Consider the following 16762-nt stretch of genomic DNA (forward strand, 5'->3'; position numbering starts at 1 on the left):
TATTTAGTTGATATATTCAAATTCAATCATATCACCAGTTGCTTCGACTAATACACTTATTTTTCAGCACTTATAGTATTTTGGTTTAAACATTCTATCTCCGAAAAAATTTGTTCCCAACTCCTATTATGTTCCTCCACGTTACAACTATGGATGGAGCTAGAAAACATCATAATTTCCTCTTTTGTAGTATCGTCTATGCTTTCTTGAGATTGAATACTTTGCTGGAAACTCTTTATCGTCTCTTGCAAAGTCAGAAGTTCTGTATGTACTTTTTCCGGGATTCCTTCTAGAATAGGATCGTTTATGTTATCTATGCCTCTATCTAAATTGCCGAAATGATAGTTAAGCGTCTCGCTAACCTCTTGTTCCTCCCACTCTATTTCTTTCGCTGGTCTTAATCCTAAATAATGAAGAAGGCTTCTTAAATTACTTTCAACCTCTAAATAATACAGGTACATCGTTGCTGAATCTAATTTGTCCTTCTCATTTGCATATTTTCCTCGCTCTGTAAGAAAAAAGATAAAAAGAATAAAAATGATAATAATTAAAACCCATATGATTAACAAACGAAATTTTCTAAATGAATAATTGTGTGTCATAATAGACTCCCTTTTTGTATTATCTAAACCCATTGGGATCGTTATTACTTGTTAAACTACCCTTCCAATTAGCTTTCAAAAAATCATTCCATATAAAGAAGTAATAACAATTCCAGAAATAGGTTTGGTCTACCCATTTGATATAACCTCTCACACCTTTTTTCAAGTTCTTAATACTCGGTGGCAGACTATTTTCTAAATCAATGGTGATCATATTCTGGAATTTTTTCACTAGAAAAAAGCGACACTCGTTAATAGACCTCTGTATTGCTGCTATTAGCAATAGGGCAATTTACACCGCACCCAATACATTGTCTCGCATAATTTTATAAAAAAGTTCATGTTCTTCAATAAAAGGTGTATGGGATGAATTTTTAAAGGTGTACATTTCCTTGAATGGGGATTCTATTGATTCGTAAAACGTCTTGCCTGCGTGTGAGTTGTTAGATAATCATGTAATCCTTGGAGTATAAATACTGGGAGGTTAAGTGTTGGAACTAATTTTATTAGATCAATTGTAGACATAGCATGTGCTAATGACTGATAGCTATAATAACTACCACTTAGGATATTCATTCGTTCTTTAAAAGTATAGTTTGGACAGGAGAAAATATCTTTCAGAGTCTGAGTGAAAGAGTAGCCTTCACGTTTAAAACCCCCACCATACTTTTCTGTAAACTATTTTCTTATTACAGCATACGAATGATTTTCCGATCCATTGCTGTTTTTAAGATATAATCATATGTCTCTTTTTCAGAATCTTTTTGCGCCCCTATTTGGCCTACACCAATATAAGCGTAGAATAACTCAGGCCGTTTACTTGCGACAATACTCCCAAGATAAGTACCCCAGGAATGGCCAATCAAATAAATCTTGTCTTGGGAATACTTTTTCCGTAAATAATTTACTACTTGAATGGTATCCTCAACCATCTGTTCCACCGTTAGAGGATTTTTGGCTTCTTTCTTATCGTACGACATTCCAGCACCTCTTTGATCCCAATAACAGACATCGAATAATTGCTCGAATTTGGTACCATAAGCTTTATTAACTGGATAGACCGGAAATCCAGGACCTCCATGTAAAAATAATAATAATGGTTTTCCTTGATTTAAAGATTCGATAATCAATCCTTGTCGCGACCCATTTATTTCAATATACTCTTTTGTAACTGTCCCTTTTTTATTTATCTGGTTTTTATTAATCAAAGGTTTCTCATAAGACTCTATAATCATTCTCCCATTCCCTTCCCTTTGTATTGGTTTTGCTGAGTGGTAATGATTTTATATTTACTTACTAAGTCTATGATTTTGAATGACACCTACTACAATTAATAATAATCCAAGAATCAATAGTAAACCGACAAAGAAATTATCAAAAATTGCTGGCATATTTGGTTCACCTGGATACGATCCATTTCCATTCAGTTTTACAGGAAAACTATCACTAACGTATAGTAAAACAGCAATAAATCTTTCCGTTGTAAATAATACAGCACTTAATCCAATCATAACTATTCCTGAAATAAAACTAACTTTCCCCATTTGAATTCCCCCTATGTTATATTTACGTTTAGAGAAGCTCCAGTAGGATGAGTCCAGTTCCCAACCGGATACTCCCTTTTCTTATGTACATGCGCCCTAACTCCGGTCAGATGTGCCCTTTCCACATGTACATGCGCCCAAAGTCCAGCCAGATGCTCCCTTTCCATAAGCACATGAGCCTGAAATCCAGCCAGATGTTCCCTTTCCATAAGCACATGAGCCTGAAATCCAGTCAGATGCTCCCTTTCCACATGTACATGCACCCAAAGTCCAGTCAGATGCTCCCTTTCCACATGTACATGCGCCCAAAGTCCAGCCAGATGCTCCCTTTCCACATGTACATGCACCCAAAGTCCAGTCAGATGCTCCCATACTACGTGTACATGCGCCCGATATTCAGCCAGATGCTCCCTTTCCGCATGCACATGTACCCTTTTCATAAACATCTTTAATGTCGTATACAAACATTTTACGACAGGCAATTGCCATGCAAGTACAGGTTTTCAGCTTCTTGTTGGTAAGATTAATTTCAACCATCTTAAAAAGTTCCATCATTCTACTCTTTTTTGTTCTTGAAATGACAATTCATTAGTTAAAAATTTGTCAAAGTATTCACTAGAAAGTTGCTTCCAAACGTCAATAGCCTTTTAATCGGAAAAAGTCTAAAATTCTTTCCCTTTCTAAATAATAATAACCGAGTAAAGTACCGTCTATTTCAAAGAAAAATCATCTTATCTTCCACATTTTTGCCACCGTTCAATTTTTAACCCCTCATACACAGCCCAACAATGGTGCTCATGAAAAAGCAGCTCTTCAACATCGTTAATATCAATCCACTTCATAAAGTGGTCCTCTTCTATTGGCTCTTGTAGCTTGTCCAATAATGCTGCTAAGTAATAATATCCGTCATTTAGTAAGGGCTCATTTTTAATAGATTGAAAATATATTTTTGCCTCTGCTTTAAAAGAGCCTATTGATATGTTATAACCAGTTTCTTCTATCATTTCTCTATGTAAGCATTCTTGGTAGCTCTCATCCTTCTCAATTCCACCACCAGGTAAAAAATAATCTCCTCTTGAAGTGTAGACAGTTAGAACCTTATCCCTGGTAGTGTTGAAAATCACAGCATAAACGCCTTTTCTTAATAGATAATCAAGACCAGCTTTTTTTCTCCAAAAATCCTAATCATTTTCCCCTCCCTTTGTTCTTTATTGTACCATTTTATCTTTCAATAATTGCCCTGTTGGCTTGAAAAGCAGAACATTAATATAAGTAGTCTTTAATTGCTTCAACTTCAGTTTCATATCCGGAACATTCACCCAAGAATAAAAGACCACCAATATGATGATCTTTTATTTCACTCAAGTACACTTAAAATATATTAATATATATTTCTCAAAACATTAAGGGCTTATTATCCTCGAATCTAAAATTTTATCTAAATGGTAAGCATAGCTCCTCTTTCATCAAAAGTAGAATCTGGGTTATATGCAACTTCCCATATATTATTTTCAGGGTCAGCAAAAGTCGATGAGCGAAAACTACCAGTAGGTTCATTTGGTTCAATTATAATATTTCCCCCAAGGCCCCTAACCACTTCAATTGTTTCATCAACTTGAATTGGCTTATCAACATTTATTGAAAATGTAACACCTTTAAAGAAAGTGTTTGGTTTCATAATTTCTAGCCCAGTGTCTCGCGCCAACTTTTCCACGGAATAAAGTGATAATAAAACACCTGCTGTTTTAAAAATCGCATAGTCTACATATCCGTGGTCTGTTTCTTCCCAACCTAAATTATTATAAAATTTACGAAGAAGAGGTAAATCATAACACCCAATCGTTACCAAACTTAATCTTTGAAGAACCAAACAATCACCCCTATATTCAATTCCATAATTAATACATTTTTTAAGTGAAAAATAAACTGCTTCAGAAAAGCTGTACTTATATAAATTGATTCACGATAATTCCGTTCTTACTTTCTTGCAATTAAGAGAAACCTTTTAGAATTTGTTAAAATTCCTTTCTCATTTCTATTGTTCTTTATGAAATCACTTAGTATTTCAATGTCCCTACTATCTTGACCAAAATTAGGAATAATTGGTGTATGTTTAAGTAAAAAAGTTAGTTCTTCTGTACTTTTAATATATTCGATTGCATCATATTCAAATGATTTAATCTCAGAAAACCCTGCCTCACTAAGTTCACGAATATATCGTTCTTTTAATACACCATCCCTTTCATCAAAAGCCTGGCCACGACCAAATGCTTTCTTTAGGTTAAGTTTATCATCTTCACTTACTTGTTGAGTCAAAAACCAACCCCCTTGTTTTAACACCCTAACTACTTCTGTTGATGAAAATGGCGCATGACGACATGAAACTACATCAAAGAAACCGGCGGGAAACTGTAACTGGTCAGACGACATTTGAAAAAACTTCACGTTCTTTACTTTTGATCTTTTTAAATTTGTTAAAGCTGTTTCCAACATGCCTTTAGATAAATCAATTCCAATTAAGAAGAATAATGAAGGTGCAATTTTCATTAAATTTTCAGCGCCACCAGAACCGATATCTAAAAGAACGTCTGTTTTATTACATCTTTTGATTACTTCTTCATAAAAATTCCAATTAACACCATCAGTAAGAGATTTTATATTACTAAAATCCCAACCGTTTATTTTACCGACCTTATCATATAGATTTTCATAGTCAAATTCTCTCATTTTAACACCTCCCAATATCTAAAAAAGTAAGAATACCCACCAATTCAATAAGGTTATCAAGAATTGACTTAGGTTATCATAGAGGATTAACATATTCGCACCTTTATTAAATCTACTCCACCGTTAGCAAGAAATCTCTGTTCTAATATTTTTATAACTCTATCGAAATAGTAAAATAGTAAAAGTCAGCTATAATTACTTTTCAACTAATGGAATTATATAATCAAATATACTCGAGAACTTTACTACAGATGGATATAACTATCTATTTAAATGGTTTTCGATCCACATCTTCAACTTTTCAGCATAAATTGCTCTTTTATCCGGGTTTGTTTGAAATCCTTTTGTAAGATAGAAAAAATCGTTTTTATACCGAGGATACACGTGAAGATGATAATGCCAGACATCCTGACTTCCAGATGGCTCATTAGGCTGACGGGTAGTAATCCCATCACAATTATATGTATTCTTCATTACGAATGCTGTAAGTTGCACTGCTCTATGAATCTCAGCTGCATATTCTGGGGGGAGTTATAAATGTTTCGAAGTGCTGATTAGGAACAACTAGAACGTGCCCTTTATTGTTTGGCCACCATTTACTAGCGATAAACGCAGTGTCATATTCATTTTGGAATATCACATATTTTAGTAATCTATATAATCTCTAATTTTCACATGACCAATATACTATCACTCCTTTTTTATGACAACGCTGAACCAAAAGTATTCATTGTTTATCAAGTAACATTAATATCTCTAATAGAAATTAATTGACAATTTAAGTCTGAATAACTTTAGCAAATCCATGACAGTGTAAAATATTGTAGAATTATGGGAGTTTTTTTACAACTTTCCGCTAGTTTAGTCGAAAACAATCGAATTTCTCTCTAAATACGATTAAATACGACCAATTTTCCCAATACAAATTATATTTAAAATATAATAGAATGTAAAATATACAAAGTTTTCCAGTCAGCATAGATTCCATATATGAAGGGGGGAAGATTATAATGCTAAATTTTTCTGTAGATTATCAGGCGGCTAGCACTAATCCTAATAAAGTGCAAAAGCCATCACCAATTGGCTGTGGTGGTGGTACAGGTTGTGGTAATAGCAGTTGTCGAGGCGGTATCGCATGTTGCTACCTTTGCTGTACATCTGATAATGATAATGGTGGTAATTAAGGACCCAAAAATGGAGGAAGTAAAATTCTACTTCCTCCACCAAACAAAAAGGAGTGCGAAGGATGTATCCAAAATTAAAAGCTTTTATCAATAAAAGGTTTATTGAAGATAAAGTTTTTCTTTCCTCTTATGAAGAGAGGCTTATATTTTCTGGTGAATCATCGAAAGTTATATCTAAAATTGTGTGTGAAATGAATGGGGAAAATTCGTTGGAGCATTTAGCCCAAAAATTTGATTTAAGAGTAGATACTATTCAAGATTTAGTGAACTATTTGGAATCAAAAGATTATTTATATTTATCAGAAGATCCAATTAATGATGGTAAAGTGAATAATAACTTACTTAATAAGGTTATTGCAGATTATTTTAATATTGATAATAGTAACATAGAAATTATATTAAACAAAAGAATAGGAATCATTTCTTCTCCCTGCTCTTCAAGGTTAAGAGAATATATGATAGAAATGGGTTTTGTGCGTATAGACGTTATTCCTATTAGTGATATTACTGATAATATGGATCTAGTAATTGTAAACAAAGAAGACCATGATAAGCTTAACAAAGTAAACTCAATCTGCCTGGACAAAAAGGTACCTTGGCTAAAATACTCTACTGGAGTAAATAAGATAACTATAGGACCAATTTTTGAAACTCCAACAACTGCTTGTTATACCTGTTATATCAACAGAAAAGTCTCCAATGATAACTTCTATAACCCAAAAAATTTGGATAGAAAAGATTATTATTTAACTTTTCCTTCGACAGAATTCATATGCTTTGGATTAATAATCAATGAAATATATAAGTATTTTTTATCTAAGGATTATTGTATGATTGTCGCGAAACAGTATGAAATCGATTTAGACACTTTAGACAGTTATCTAAGACCAGTATATAAAATGCCATTATGTTCCTCTTGTTCGAACCAAAATAGACAGTCAATGTATGCAGAATCTGTCGTCGGTGGTGAAAAAAGTGAATAAGTTAATGGATAAGATAATTGATCCTAAGTTTGGATTTGACTATCAAATAGAACGAGTTAATAGTTATCCAGGCTTACCCAGTTTAAACATATTTGTTTCGCAAGGAAGATCTATAAAAAATGAAGAAGGAAAAAAAATCATAAGGCGTTACTCGGAAGGTACTGGTGTATCAAAGGATAAAGATACGGCTATTAATAGAGCAATCGGGGAGAGTATGGAGAGATACTGTTCTTCTTACATTGACCCTGACGATATTTTTTATAATCTCAGTTATAAAGAATTAGAAAACGGTAAAGCTATCCATCCGAGGAGATTCCAGCATTACACGGATTCCCAATATAAGAATAAATCATTGCCGTTTAAACGAATTGATGAATATACAAGAATTGATTGGGTAGAAACAACATCATTAATAGATAACAGTACAAAATTGACCCCAGCAGACGTCGTGTACTGCCCTTACCTGGATGGAGGGCAATTCCGAGAAAATATTACGAATGGGTTAGCTTGTCATACGAATTTAAATACCGCCATTCTAGGTGGATTATTAGAATTGATTGAAAGAGATTCTATCATGATTACATGGAAAAATTTTTTAAGTTTACCCATTTATAATAATGATGAAATTAAAAGCCGAAATAATAATCCACATTTATCGGAACTACTGAATGAATGTCATTATTCTAATCTTGATGTTATTTTTATTGATATCACATTAGACTTAGAAATACCAATTGTTTTTTGTCTAATAAAAAATAAACTAAATCAATTACCTTTCATTGCTTGTGGAGCATCCTGCCAGTTAAATGTTTTTGATGCTATGACAAAATCCTTGGAAGAAGCTCTGGTTGGTTTTCACTTTACTTATATTGCTGAGGAAATTCCTGAAAGAATAGAAGAAATTAGAACGATTGAAGACCATTTATTTTATTATGCATCAGGAAAAGATCTAGAAAATTTACAATTCCTGTATTCCTCTAGAAACAAAGCTAATATTGATGAGAAACAAAAATATGCATCCTATTCCTTACAAGATGTTATTAAACTATTAAAAGATAGAGATATCGAAATATTATATAAAGATTTAACTACACCCGATATAGAGGCGATTGGTTTAAAAACAGTTCGAGTCATAAGTCCCGAATTATTCTTTATAGATTTTAAGTATCCAGGATTTAACAATAAGAGGCTTCACACAGTTCCAGAGATTATCAATGCGAACAACTTACCATACTTTAATGAGAATCCGCATCCATTTCCATAAATATAGGAGGCTTTATCAATGAGAAAATTGAATGATTCTTTTGATCCATTATATAAAATATACCATGAAAATTCCAAACTACACAAAGATTTCTATCAAAAGGTACCTGGCCTTCCTGATTATACAAAAGAAATTAAAAAAAAATACTACAATCGGATTGAAGTAAAGCTACCTAAAAACATTAGCTTAGATATTAATAACACAAATCTATTTACTTGCATAAAAGATAGAAAATCAATAAGAAATTTTGATGATAACAGGACTGTTACTCTAGATCAATTATCCATCTTTTTGCAATATTCTTACGGCATTACCCATAGGGAGGCAGATAGATCATTTAGAGCAACACCATCAGCTGGAGCTAAATATCCAAATGAATTATATGTTCTAGTAAATAATGTTAAAGATATCGAAAAAGGAATATACCATTATTCCCCTTATGCTCATTCTTTATCCTTAATAAAGAATGGAAGCTATATTCAAAAGTTTATCGATGAATTCCATCATGACCAGTACCTTAAGGAAATAGTGGGGAGTTCAAAATTCACCTTAATCATAACTGGTATATTTGATAGAACAACACACAAATATATGGAAAGAGGATACCGATTTTGTTTATTTGAGGCAGGGCATATAGCTCAAAACAGTATGCTCATTGCTAATGCTATGTCAATGGGGAGTTGTGGATTAGGTGGTTTTTTCGATGATAATATTAACTCCATCTTAGAAATAAATGGAGTGGACGAGAATGCCTTATATCTTATTTCTTTTGGATATGAAAATAAAATTGTGGAGTATGACTATAATGAGTTTTTTGAATAACTTTACTAAAGAATATTTATTTGAAGAGATTGTAAGACTGCAAAAAGTAAGGTTTTTAATTGGGGTATTCTTGCTTATTTTCAATCTGCTTAGCGTAGCAGGAATACCATATTTAATGAAGCTTATCATTGATGGAATTACGTTAGGTGATTATGAAACAACATGGTTTTATCTATATATGATGATAACATTAGTAGCGATTTCTTTAATTGTATCCAGTGTCTCTTCTTTAACATTAAATAAATTGCTTGCTATTAGCTTTATTAACATACGTAAGAAAATAATATCTAAAATTAGTAAAATTAGATATGAGAAATTAAATAAATATCCAGAATCCGATTTGTTGAACAGAATTGTTCATGAACTATCTTCAATTCAGCGAGATATTCTAAATGTATCTCTTAGTATTATTGGTGGTTTTTTAAATATATTAATATCATTAACTATTATATTTATTTTAAATCCTTTTATTGGCCTCTTAGTTGTTTTTTTCATGCCAATATATGTAGTTTCTACTTATATACTAGGAAATAAGTTGAACTTTCTATCTAGAGAATACATTGAGAATCAAACGAATACGATAAATAATGGGTATTTGTTTTTGAATAGAAGACTAGTATCAGCCGTCTATAATTTCAAAAGGTTTTGGGACAATGTATTTTATCAGCTCTTTTCAAAAGCATATGAACTCGATATAAAGATTGGTAGAAATTATGTTGCAAATGAAATTGTCCAAAAGGTTTTATCGAATGTATCCCTTATAATTATCATCATTATTGGAATACAATCTACTTTAAGCCAGATGGTTACAGTAGGAACAATGATAGCTTTAATAACGTATATGAATCAAGTATTCAATCCGATACAAGGTTTAATAGGGAATATCATGGCATTACGAGTGATGCAAGTTAGTACGGATAGAATTGAAGAAATTCTTGTCTTGCAGGAGGAATCCACAAATAAAGAATCCCTAGAATTACCATTTGAAACAATTAAAAAGCTAAGCATGAAGAATGTGGATTATACCTATTACAATAGTAATAGTAAAATCCATATAGCTACTGCTACCTTTGTAAAAGGAAAAGTAAATTTCCTTTTAGGGAATAATGGAACAGGTAAAACAACTCTGTTAAAACTATTACTAGGTGCATACCGTCCCGAAAAAGGAAAACTTTTTATTAATGATAAAGAAATTTCGTTTGATATATTAACGGTAATGCGAAAAAAAGTTGGGGTTGTATTTAGAGAAGGCAATCTAATCCCCGGGGATATAAACGATAATTTTGGTTTAAGCCTATCAAGTAAAGAACTTCTTCAGAAAATAAAGGATATTATAGGTGAAAATGCCAATAAAGTGAAGGATTTAGACTTTCAAAGTTCTGTATCCACTGGACAAGAATACATTATTTCCGTAATGAGAGCCATATTACATAATAAGGAGGTTTTAATACTGGATGAGGTTATATCAAACTTAGATCATAACTATAGAGAAATAATTATGCCATTACTAAGAAGGTTAAGTGAGGATAAAATTATTATTATTATCACACATGAAAATGAGTTAATTACTGAGTCAGATAATATTGTTTCTTTAAATTAGTAGATAACAGGGTGATGTATATGAAGAAATTTGTTTTAAATGATTTTCAACATAAGAAAGGATTGCACTGCTCTTCAACCGCTATTATGAATGTATGTTTTTATTATGGTCACCACTTATCAGAAGCAATGTGTTTTGGGATAGGAGAGGGGCTTGATTTTATCTATACTGCCAATCCCAATGCTACTCCGCAAATAAGTCTAATAGGTAGAAGTCCGTTTTTTGAGCCAGTTTTTTTTAAGAATATCGGCTATGATTGGAGAATTAAAAGACTAGGTAACTTAGATCATAAAACCATAAAATCAAATTTGATTAAAGGCAACCCTAGTATCTTGATTACAGACCTTTACTATCTTGATTATGTTAATTCCAAAAACTATTATTCTGGTCACTCAATTGTCATTACAGGATATGATGATGAGAAGAAACAGTACTTCATCTCAGATAGTCTGAATAGCCAGATAGAAAAATCAAGTTATGAAAGTGTTGAAAATGCTATAAGTAGTATTGCACCACCATTATATATCAATAATCAACATTTTTATCTGGATTACTTTCAGATTCAAGAAGTTTTTGAAGCAGGTTTGATAGCATTAAAAAAGAATGCTCTTAAAATGCTCAAGCCCCCAAAACACAACATGGGTGCTCAAGGGATGGAATTAGCATTATCCCAAATGAACAAATGGTCTTCCATTAATGACTGGAGTATGTTTTGTATATTAGTCTATGAAATGAATGAAAAACGTGGATCTGGTGGAGCGGCTTTCCGAAATTTATTTAAGGACTTTCTAGCAGAATTATCAGTCTACTATCCGTTTTTACTAGAGTTCCATGAAAAATTTAGCAAAATATGTGAAATTTGGGGTGAATTCTTAGCAGTTGTTGGTGAAGCAGGAGTTAGACAAAATAGCTCCTTACTCATCAAAGCTGAGAAACTTTTTAAGGAAATCGTTTGGAAAGAAAAGGATTTTTATCAAACATTAGTTAAGGAGGTAGATAATTATGGTATTAACATTGAAGGCTATAAAAAATTATCTAGAAGATAATGGGTTGAAATATAAAAAACTAGATCTTCTGACAAACATAAGAACTGACTTGGGCCTTGATTCCCTTGAAGTAATAGACCTATTAATATATTTAGAGACCGAGTTAGATATAGAACTCGAAATAGAAGAAATGTACTCTATTAATACGATTGGGGACTTGGATAGATATATTAATAATCATCAAAGTATTTCTTAAACGTCTAGAGTCTTTTTTTCCATAAATAATATAAACTTAGAATAAAGGTTGGTTGTAGACATGATAATACTAGAATACTTTTTATTTTTACTTATCGCGATACCCCTTCCATTAATATTGCATGAGTACGGTCATGTCTTTTTTATAAAACTATTTGGTGGCAGTGTACATAAAATAGTTTATGGAAATGGTAAAAAAATATTTAAAATTGGTAAAAATGTTGTCTGCAAAAATAGATTTTGGACGGCCGAGGTTGATTTCTCAATAGATAGTATGACAACAGGGAAAGAAATCTTAGTTTCAGCTGGCGGTATCATTGTAAACGTAATATCTGCAACAATCTTGTGGATGATTGTGGAATTAAATTATCTCCACCCCTATCTCCCAATCCGTGGCTATATCATTCATTCTTATCTTATAGCTGTTTTTACCATGATTCCCCAAGTCTATGCTGATGGAACTCCTAATGATGGGAAACATATCATGAATTTACTAAGAGTAAAAAGGAAGCAATAATACAGTGACCACTTGTATTTAAGTTAAGATTCTATTAAACTCACCATAATGGTTAATGAGATTTCAAGTTTATGAATGGACTATAATCGTTACATTAATAAAACAACTGGTGTCAAATCATTAGATACTTTTACCATATCCCCTTGAAAGTGTGGAGGTCGTTTCAATCGGGATCATCAGTTCAACTCTTGATATAAATGATTCCTGATACATTGAGGAATCATTTATTCTTGTATTTTTATCGTGTTGCAGACATTTTGACGGCAGAAGCCTATTTTTCGTTGACTTTTGTTGGTTTATTTGATTGAATTTTTGCGGTTTTAGTATGTTTATTTTGATGATATTTTTTAGTTCTTATTATGATAGAACTTGCGTTATAATTTTTTAAAGAACTGACTTCCACATAAGTAATACTTATGTGTTGTGTATATTCATTTATCAAAGCTGAATATTGTAGATGAATTGAGCCACTTATGCGTAGTTTTAAACCACCATTTGCTTAACTGAAAGCCTCTAATAATAGTACAACCGCTCTTTAGATTATAGAGTGAGAGCCACAGCGGAGCTGCTTGCTATTGACTGTAACGCCCGGTTCTTTGCATTTGCTGGAAGGGGTCGGGGACCCACCAGCGAATGCTTTGAGTCGGATTGTTCGGGTAATCATACTTGAGCAGGTGTGCCTCTTTGGCATTATTAATGACAGACCTGCAATTTTTCCTCAACACGGACAAAAGTTAAGTCAATGGTGGCGGAAAATAGTATATGCGCAAATTATGGCTAAACATTGATGGTTAATCTCCCTTCCGCAATTACTTGCTCCCATAACGCATTCAGTGGTTCAAAATTCCACACTGCAAGCTCAAACTGTCAGCAATACTCAATAAAAGCATATGTAGACATCATTGAACTCTTTCGTCTTCAATTCAATTTGGCATCCTTAGTTAAAGAAAGTTTGTTCCTTCTTCGGTTTGATATATAAATCTATTCTTTCTTTCATAGATTCACTCTTACCTATATCCCACCATTCAACAATCATGTAAATAATACTTAATTCATTTAGTTTGATAGGGCTTCCAGCTTCGTTAAGATATATTCCGCTTTCAATTGCACCAGTTGTTTCTTCTGCAATGTCAATTCCTGTACCGGTGATTGAGCTAGAATGAACGCTAATATCTTCAACATTTATAACTGCGTGAGTTTCGAAACTTAAGGAGTCTGAAATGTATTCATTTGGATTTTTCATATGTAAAGTTCCATAACCCGCTTTAAAGTTCTCTGGTGTAAGTACAACTTCATAATCGGATAAATTCCAAGTTTGATTTTCCCCCTCTAATAATAAGTATTAATGACTCAACTTTTCACTTCCACTACATCCAGAAAGTAACATAACGAGTGCTGAAAATATTAGAGAGAAAACAATTTTATTATTTCGTGACATTCTATACCCTTCTTCTTTTTACTTTAATTTATCGCCTTATCTACCATAATACTTAATTGTACTATTCTTACCATTTAATAGTGTGACTGTACCTTTATATTAACATATTGTGTATCGAATAATGAATGCTTTCAGAAGGCTTATTTCTTTAGAACAAAAACCTCTTCAATACACTTTTAACACGATATCCCTAATAAATTGACAAGAAATAAGATCACCAGTTTGATGATCTTACGTGCAGCTCTTATATACCTTAGCTGATTAACTCATTCTTCTTTTCATAATAATAAATATTAAAAATCCTATGGACCCACCTAGGGCATTCAATATAATATCATCTACATCAAATACACCTAATTGAGTAGCGTATTGAAGCAATTCCACTGTAAGACTAAATAAAATAACTAAAATTATCGATGGAAAAAACTTCCTAAATTTAAATGACAAGATTGGAAGCAATAAGCCACGGTTGTGGATCCAAGCCCTGTAATATTCATCATTTGTTTAGCACCAGGTAAAGTCACGACAAGTGATTCTAACTCTTTGTCTAACTCCTCTAACTGTTGCTTATAAAGTTCATATTGATCGAGTAAACAGTCCAACTCGCGTCGGGCAAACTGAATACCAATTTGAATGCCGATACTCTTTTTTGCGACTTCTACTAGCTTTGTTGCTCTTTTAATTCCCACTCCTCGTTTAACGAAGGGCTTCCACTTCATCACCACATCTTCTGGTGACAATTCCTTGATTTGAGACGGAAATGGAAACAGTCGTAACGTACAGTAAGCTGCTTTTCCTTCCCAATCACCAAATACATCAAAGAATTCCGGAAAATAGCGTTGAATATGGTTTTGGATACGCCCTTCAGTGATCATCAGTTGGTTGATAAGTTGATCTCGTAATTTGACGCCTTCTCTTAATTCGGCATAAATGCCATCTAAGAGATTTGGTACAGAGTATCGCCCATCTTTAATCAACTGACCTATCACACGGGCATCTTTCGTATCATTTTTGGTAGGGGAATTATCATCAAGTTCTTTACTTTTCTTTACGTGCATAGGATTTACGACAACAAAATCGTATCCTTTCGCTACTAAAAAGTAAGCTAGACTAAACCAGTAATGGCCAGTAGGCTCGACACCCAGAATGACATAATTTTTGTCATTTTCCTTTCGAAGGTTCTCTGCCCAATTTACTAGTTTTTGAAAGCCATGCATTCTGTTTTCAAAGATCAAGCGTTTCCCGAATTCAACACCTCGGTCGTCTTGAGCACGAGCTACGTGTTTGTCTTTGGCAATATCAATGCCTACAATGAGTGTTGAAGGTGTGATTTGAGAGATTTTTTGATTTTGTGTATAATTCATTATTGAGTCCTCCTTGGTTACTTAAATTAAGGGTCCATTTTTGCTTCGAAGCTTTGGACACCTCGTATGATACCAAGAGGGCTCTTTTTGTTTCAATCCTCAAATTTCTTCATTACAGGAATGCTCCTAGTTCATAAGACGACATACCTGATATCCAATGTGGTTCAAAACATATGATTTTTCCGCCATCTATAACTGAATCTACCATTCTTTGAAGCATTTTTTGAGGCTTGGGCATGTGTAATAAAAATGCATGGCAAATAGCTATGTCATATTTACACTCTAATTCAACCTCATTCGTATCTGCTAAAATGAATTCTGTGTCAAAAGGAAGATCATGAAAATAATCGACCGCCTTCTTAATAAGTTGTTGTCCTTAGTCAATCCCTGTATATTTGGATCCCTTTGGTAATAAGGGTAATAATTTCAGTCCTAAATACCCATACCCACAGCCAAAATCAATAATATTTACCGGATTAGTAATCTTCCAAACCCTACTTACTAAGAACTCTAAATAGTCATCATTATAATATAAATCTCTTGTTCCTTTGAGGTATTCCAGTTGGGTATCCCAATAATAGTCCTCCATTTTAGCCCCTCCTATTCATACATGTTACTTTTTAATGTTCTACTAATCTGTTAGGAAATCATTATTACCTTTGTAGTAGTCTCCTTCCGTTATTGACTAACATCAAATACCACATAAATAATGTTCCATTCACCTCTATCTCTCCTTGGGTTACAATGGAATTACTGCCCCTATAACTTTAAACTCTATTATCACTGTTGGGTATATAAAACCTCCATGTGATAGCTTTTTATTATCTTTTACTCCGTGGAACTATATAGAGTGATGTGCTGAGTGTTGTGCTCACTTATAAAATAGCAACTTATTTCGCAATAATTGATTCTCACATTCAATAGTGAATTGATATAGTTCTGGTTCTATATTAGATCTGATTTCTCTTATGATCTCCAAGAGTATATAATAAGAATCAATATTCTCAATATCCTTACCAAAGGTTCGAAAATACAATTTATTTACTTGCATTTCGCATCCTTCATTTCCTCTAAGACAATATTTCAAGTTTAGTATCCATAATTTTAATAAATGCTGATATTTATTTACGGGAACTTCTTTCAGTGATGGACAATGTGGGGTTGCTATGATTTCAATATCTATAATCCAAAATATAGGGAAATCCTGATGAATAAAGGTGATGATGTAATCCAAAGGTAAATAACTTGGACTCCAATCATAAAATAAGATTTCAAAATTACGCTGCATTAAATCCGGTAATTCTTTTGCGAACTTACCGTTATCATACCCGGACACATCAATCCCTATATCAATATCAGAGTATTCATCTCTTCCGCTATTTACTAAGCTCCCTCTCAAGTAAGCATCCTTTACAATGGGGTGATTTTGAAAGAATCTAACTAATTCGTTTGCTATATCAAGTCTTCTATCCATTA

The 16762-nt window shown here is 32.9% G+C and carries 18 protein-coding genes and 2 pseudogenes; 7 read left to right on the plus strand and 13 right to left on the minus strand.

Translation table 11 applies throughout. From position 1 onward, the window contains the following. Positions 1-56 precede the first annotated feature (56 nt). The 8 genes from MKY78_RS19295 to MKY78_RS19330 all read right to left on the minus strand — a co-directional run bounded on the left by MKY78_RS19295 (position 57) and on the right by MKY78_RS19330 (position 5347). Positions 57-635: a hypothetical protein gene (locus tag MKY78_RS19295; protein WP_339214991.1), complete on the minus strand. Its 579-nt coding sequence runs from the start codon at positions 633-635 to the stop codon at positions 57-59. A gap of 656 nt (positions 636-1291) precedes the next feature. Then, complete coding sequence (locus MKY78_RS19300; RefSeq protein ID WP_339214993.1) at positions 1292-1810, minus strand: alpha/beta hydrolase; 519 nt, start codon at positions 1808-1810, stop codon at positions 1292-1294. 81 nt (positions 1811-1891) lie between these two features. Beyond that, positions 1892-2146, minus strand: coding sequence for a hypothetical protein (locus tag MKY78_RS19305; protein ID WP_339214995.1), 255 nt, complete (start codon positions 2144-2146; stop codon positions 1892-1894). Between the two features lie 11 nt (positions 2147-2157). Continuing rightward, positions 2158-2586: a hypothetical protein gene (locus MKY78_RS19310; RefSeq protein ID WP_339214997.1), complete on the minus strand. Its 429-nt coding sequence runs from the start codon at positions 2584-2586 to the stop codon at positions 2158-2160. A 291-nt stretch (positions 2587-2877) separates the two neighbouring features. Then, positions 2878-3270 (minus strand): NUDIX domain-containing protein, encoded by a 393-nt coding sequence (locus MKY78_RS19315; RefSeq protein WP_339214998.1) that lies wholly within the window; start codon positions 3268-3270, stop codon positions 2878-2880. A 314-nt stretch (positions 3271-3584) separates the two neighbouring features. Next, complete coding sequence (locus MKY78_RS19320; protein WP_339215000.1) at positions 3585-4016, minus strand: VOC family protein; 432 nt, start codon at positions 4014-4016, stop codon at positions 3585-3587. 107 nt (positions 4017-4123) lie between these two features. Next, on the minus strand, positions 4124-4873 hold the full coding sequence (locus MKY78_RS19325) for a class I SAM-dependent methyltransferase (RefSeq protein WP_339215002.1): 750 nt from the start codon (positions 4871-4873) through the stop codon (positions 4124-4126). 261 nt (positions 4874-5134) lie between these two features. Further along, a complete protein-coding gene (locus MKY78_RS19330; RefSeq protein ID WP_339215004.1) occupies positions 5135-5347 on the minus strand; it encodes a hypothetical protein in 213 nt (70 codons plus the stop codon). Positions 5348-5883: 536 nt separating this feature from the next. Between MKY78_RS19330 and MKY78_RS19335 the strand changes: the two genes are divergently transcribed. From MKY78_RS19335 to MKY78_RS19365, 7 genes are all read left to right on the plus strand, one after another. Further along, entirely contained in the window at positions 5884-6057 is a 174-nt protein-coding gene (locus MKY78_RS19335) for a hypothetical protein (protein ID WP_339215006.1), read from the plus strand. A 62-nt stretch (positions 6058-6119) separates the two neighbouring features. Next, the gene (locus tag MKY78_RS19340) at positions 6120-7040 is read left to right on the plus strand and encodes a hypothetical protein (RefSeq protein WP_339215008.1); all 921 of its coding nucleotides are present in this window, start codon (positions 6120-6122) and stop codon (positions 7038-7040) included. Beyond that, positions 7033-8304, plus strand: coding sequence for a YcaO-like family protein (locus MKY78_RS19345; RefSeq protein WP_211741400.1), 1272 nt, complete (start codon positions 7033-7035; stop codon positions 8302-8304). The genes MKY78_RS19340 and MKY78_RS19345 overlap by 8 nt, the downstream gene beginning before the upstream one ends. Positions 8305-8322: 18 nt before the next feature. Further along, on the plus strand, positions 8323-9126 hold the full coding sequence (locus tag MKY78_RS19350) for a SagB/ThcOx family dehydrogenase (protein ID WP_211741401.1): 804 nt from the start codon (positions 8323-8325) through the stop codon (positions 9124-9126). Continuing rightward, a complete protein-coding gene (locus MKY78_RS19355; protein ID WP_339215010.1) occupies positions 9110-10726 on the plus strand; it encodes an ABC transporter ATP-binding protein in 1617 nt (538 codons plus the stop codon). The genes MKY78_RS19350 and MKY78_RS19355 overlap by 17 nt, the downstream gene beginning before the upstream one ends. Before the next feature lie 20 nt (positions 10727-10746). Next, the gene (locus tag MKY78_RS19360) at positions 10747-11772 is read left to right on the plus strand and encodes a BtrH N-terminal domain-containing protein (RefSeq protein WP_339215012.1); all 1026 of its coding nucleotides are present in this window, start codon (positions 10747-10749) and stop codon (positions 11770-11772) included. Positions 11773-12028: 256 nt separating this feature from the next. Further along, complete coding sequence (locus tag MKY78_RS19365) at positions 12029-12484, plus strand: site-2 protease family protein (RefSeq protein WP_211741405.1); 456 nt, start codon at positions 12029-12031, stop codon at positions 12482-12484. 937 nt (positions 12485-13421) lie between these two features. On the opposite strand, the gene MKY78_RS19370 is transcribed toward MKY78_RS19365, so the two are convergent. The 5 genes and pseudogenes from MKY78_RS19370 to MKY78_RS19390 all read right to left on the minus strand — a co-directional run bounded on the left by MKY78_RS19370 (position 13422) and on the right by MKY78_RS19390 (position 16760). Then, the gene (locus MKY78_RS19370; RefSeq protein ID WP_339215015.1) at positions 13422-13727 is read right to left on the minus strand and encodes a hypothetical protein; all 306 of its coding nucleotides are present in this window, start codon (positions 13725-13727) and stop codon (positions 13422-13424) included. A 456-nt stretch (positions 13728-14183) separates the two neighbouring features. Continuing rightward, complete coding sequence (locus tag MKY78_RS19375) at positions 14184-14381, minus strand: VanZ family protein (protein WP_339215017.1); 198 nt, start codon at positions 14379-14381, stop codon at positions 14184-14186. A gap of 5 nt (positions 14382-14386) precedes the next feature. Beyond that, positions 14387-15286, minus strand: a pseudogene (locus MKY78_RS19380) (IS110 family transposase); the annotation flags it as partial. Positions 15287-15413: 127 nt separating this feature from the next. Beyond that, positions 15414-15875 (minus strand): annotated as a pseudogene (locus MKY78_RS19385) (methyltransferase domain-containing protein); the annotation flags it as partial. Positions 15876-16157: 282 nt separating this feature from the next. Then, a complete protein-coding gene (locus MKY78_RS19390) occupies positions 16158-16760 on the minus strand; it encodes a hypothetical protein (RefSeq protein WP_339215018.1) in 603 nt (200 codons plus the stop codon). Between the last annotated feature and the right edge of the window lie 2 nt (positions 16761-16762).

The sequence above is a fragment of the Ornithinibacillus sp. FSL M8-0202 genome, assembly GCF_037975285.1.
Lineage (GTDB): Bacteria > Bacillota > Bacilli > Bacillales > Amphibacillaceae > Ornithinibacillus > Ornithinibacillus massiliensis.

Bases quoted from the DNA above. Each gene is read 5' to 3' on its own strand.
- MKY78_RS19295 (WP_339214991.1), bottom strand. From the start codon at position 635: ATGGGTTTAGATAATACAAAAAGGGAGTCTATTATGACACACAATTAT.
- MKY78_RS19305 (WP_339214995.1), bottom strand. From the start codon at position 2,146: ATGGGGAAAGTTAGTTTTATTTCAGGAATAGTTATGATTGGATTAAGT.
- MKY78_RS19310 (WP_339214997.1), bottom strand. From the start codon at position 2,586: ATGAAAAGGGTACATGTGCATGCGGAAAGGGAGCATCTGGCTGAATAT.
- MKY78_RS19325 (WP_339215002.1), bottom strand. From the start codon at position 4,873: ATGAGAGAATTTGACTATGAAAATCTATATGATAAGGTCGGTAAAATA.
- MKY78_RS19330 (WP_339215004.1), bottom strand. From the start codon at position 5,347: ATGAAGAATACATATAATTGTGATGGGATTACTACCCGTCAGCCTAAT.
- MKY78_RS19335 (WP_339215006.1), top strand. From the start codon at position 5,884: ATGCTAAATTTTTCTGTAGATTATCAGGCGGCTAGCACTAATCCTAAT.
- MKY78_RS19340 (WP_339215008.1), top strand. From the start codon at position 6,120: ATGTATCCAAAATTAAAAGCTTTTATCAATAAAAGGTTTATTGAAGAT.
- MKY78_RS19350 (WP_211741401.1), top strand. From the start codon at position 8,323: ATGAGAAAATTGAATGATTCTTTTGATCCATTATATAAAATATACCAT.
- MKY78_RS19355 (WP_339215010.1), top strand. From the start codon at position 9,110: ATGAGTTTTTTGAATAACTTTACTAAAGAATATTTATTTGAAGAGATT.
- MKY78_RS19360 (WP_339215012.1), top strand. From the start codon at position 10,747: ATGAAGAAATTTGTTTTAAATGATTTTCAACATAAGAAAGGATTGCAC.
- MKY78_RS19365 (WP_211741405.1), top strand. From the start codon at position 12,029: ATGATAATACTAGAATACTTTTTATTTTTACTTATCGCGATACCCCTT.
- MKY78_RS19370 (WP_339215015.1), bottom strand. From the start codon at position 13,727: ATGAAAAATCCAAATGAATACATTTCAGACTCCTTAAGTTTCGAAACT.
- MKY78_RS19390 (WP_339215018.1), bottom strand. From the start codon at position 16,760: ATGGATAGAAGACTTGATATAGCAAACGAATTAGTTAGATTCTTTCAA.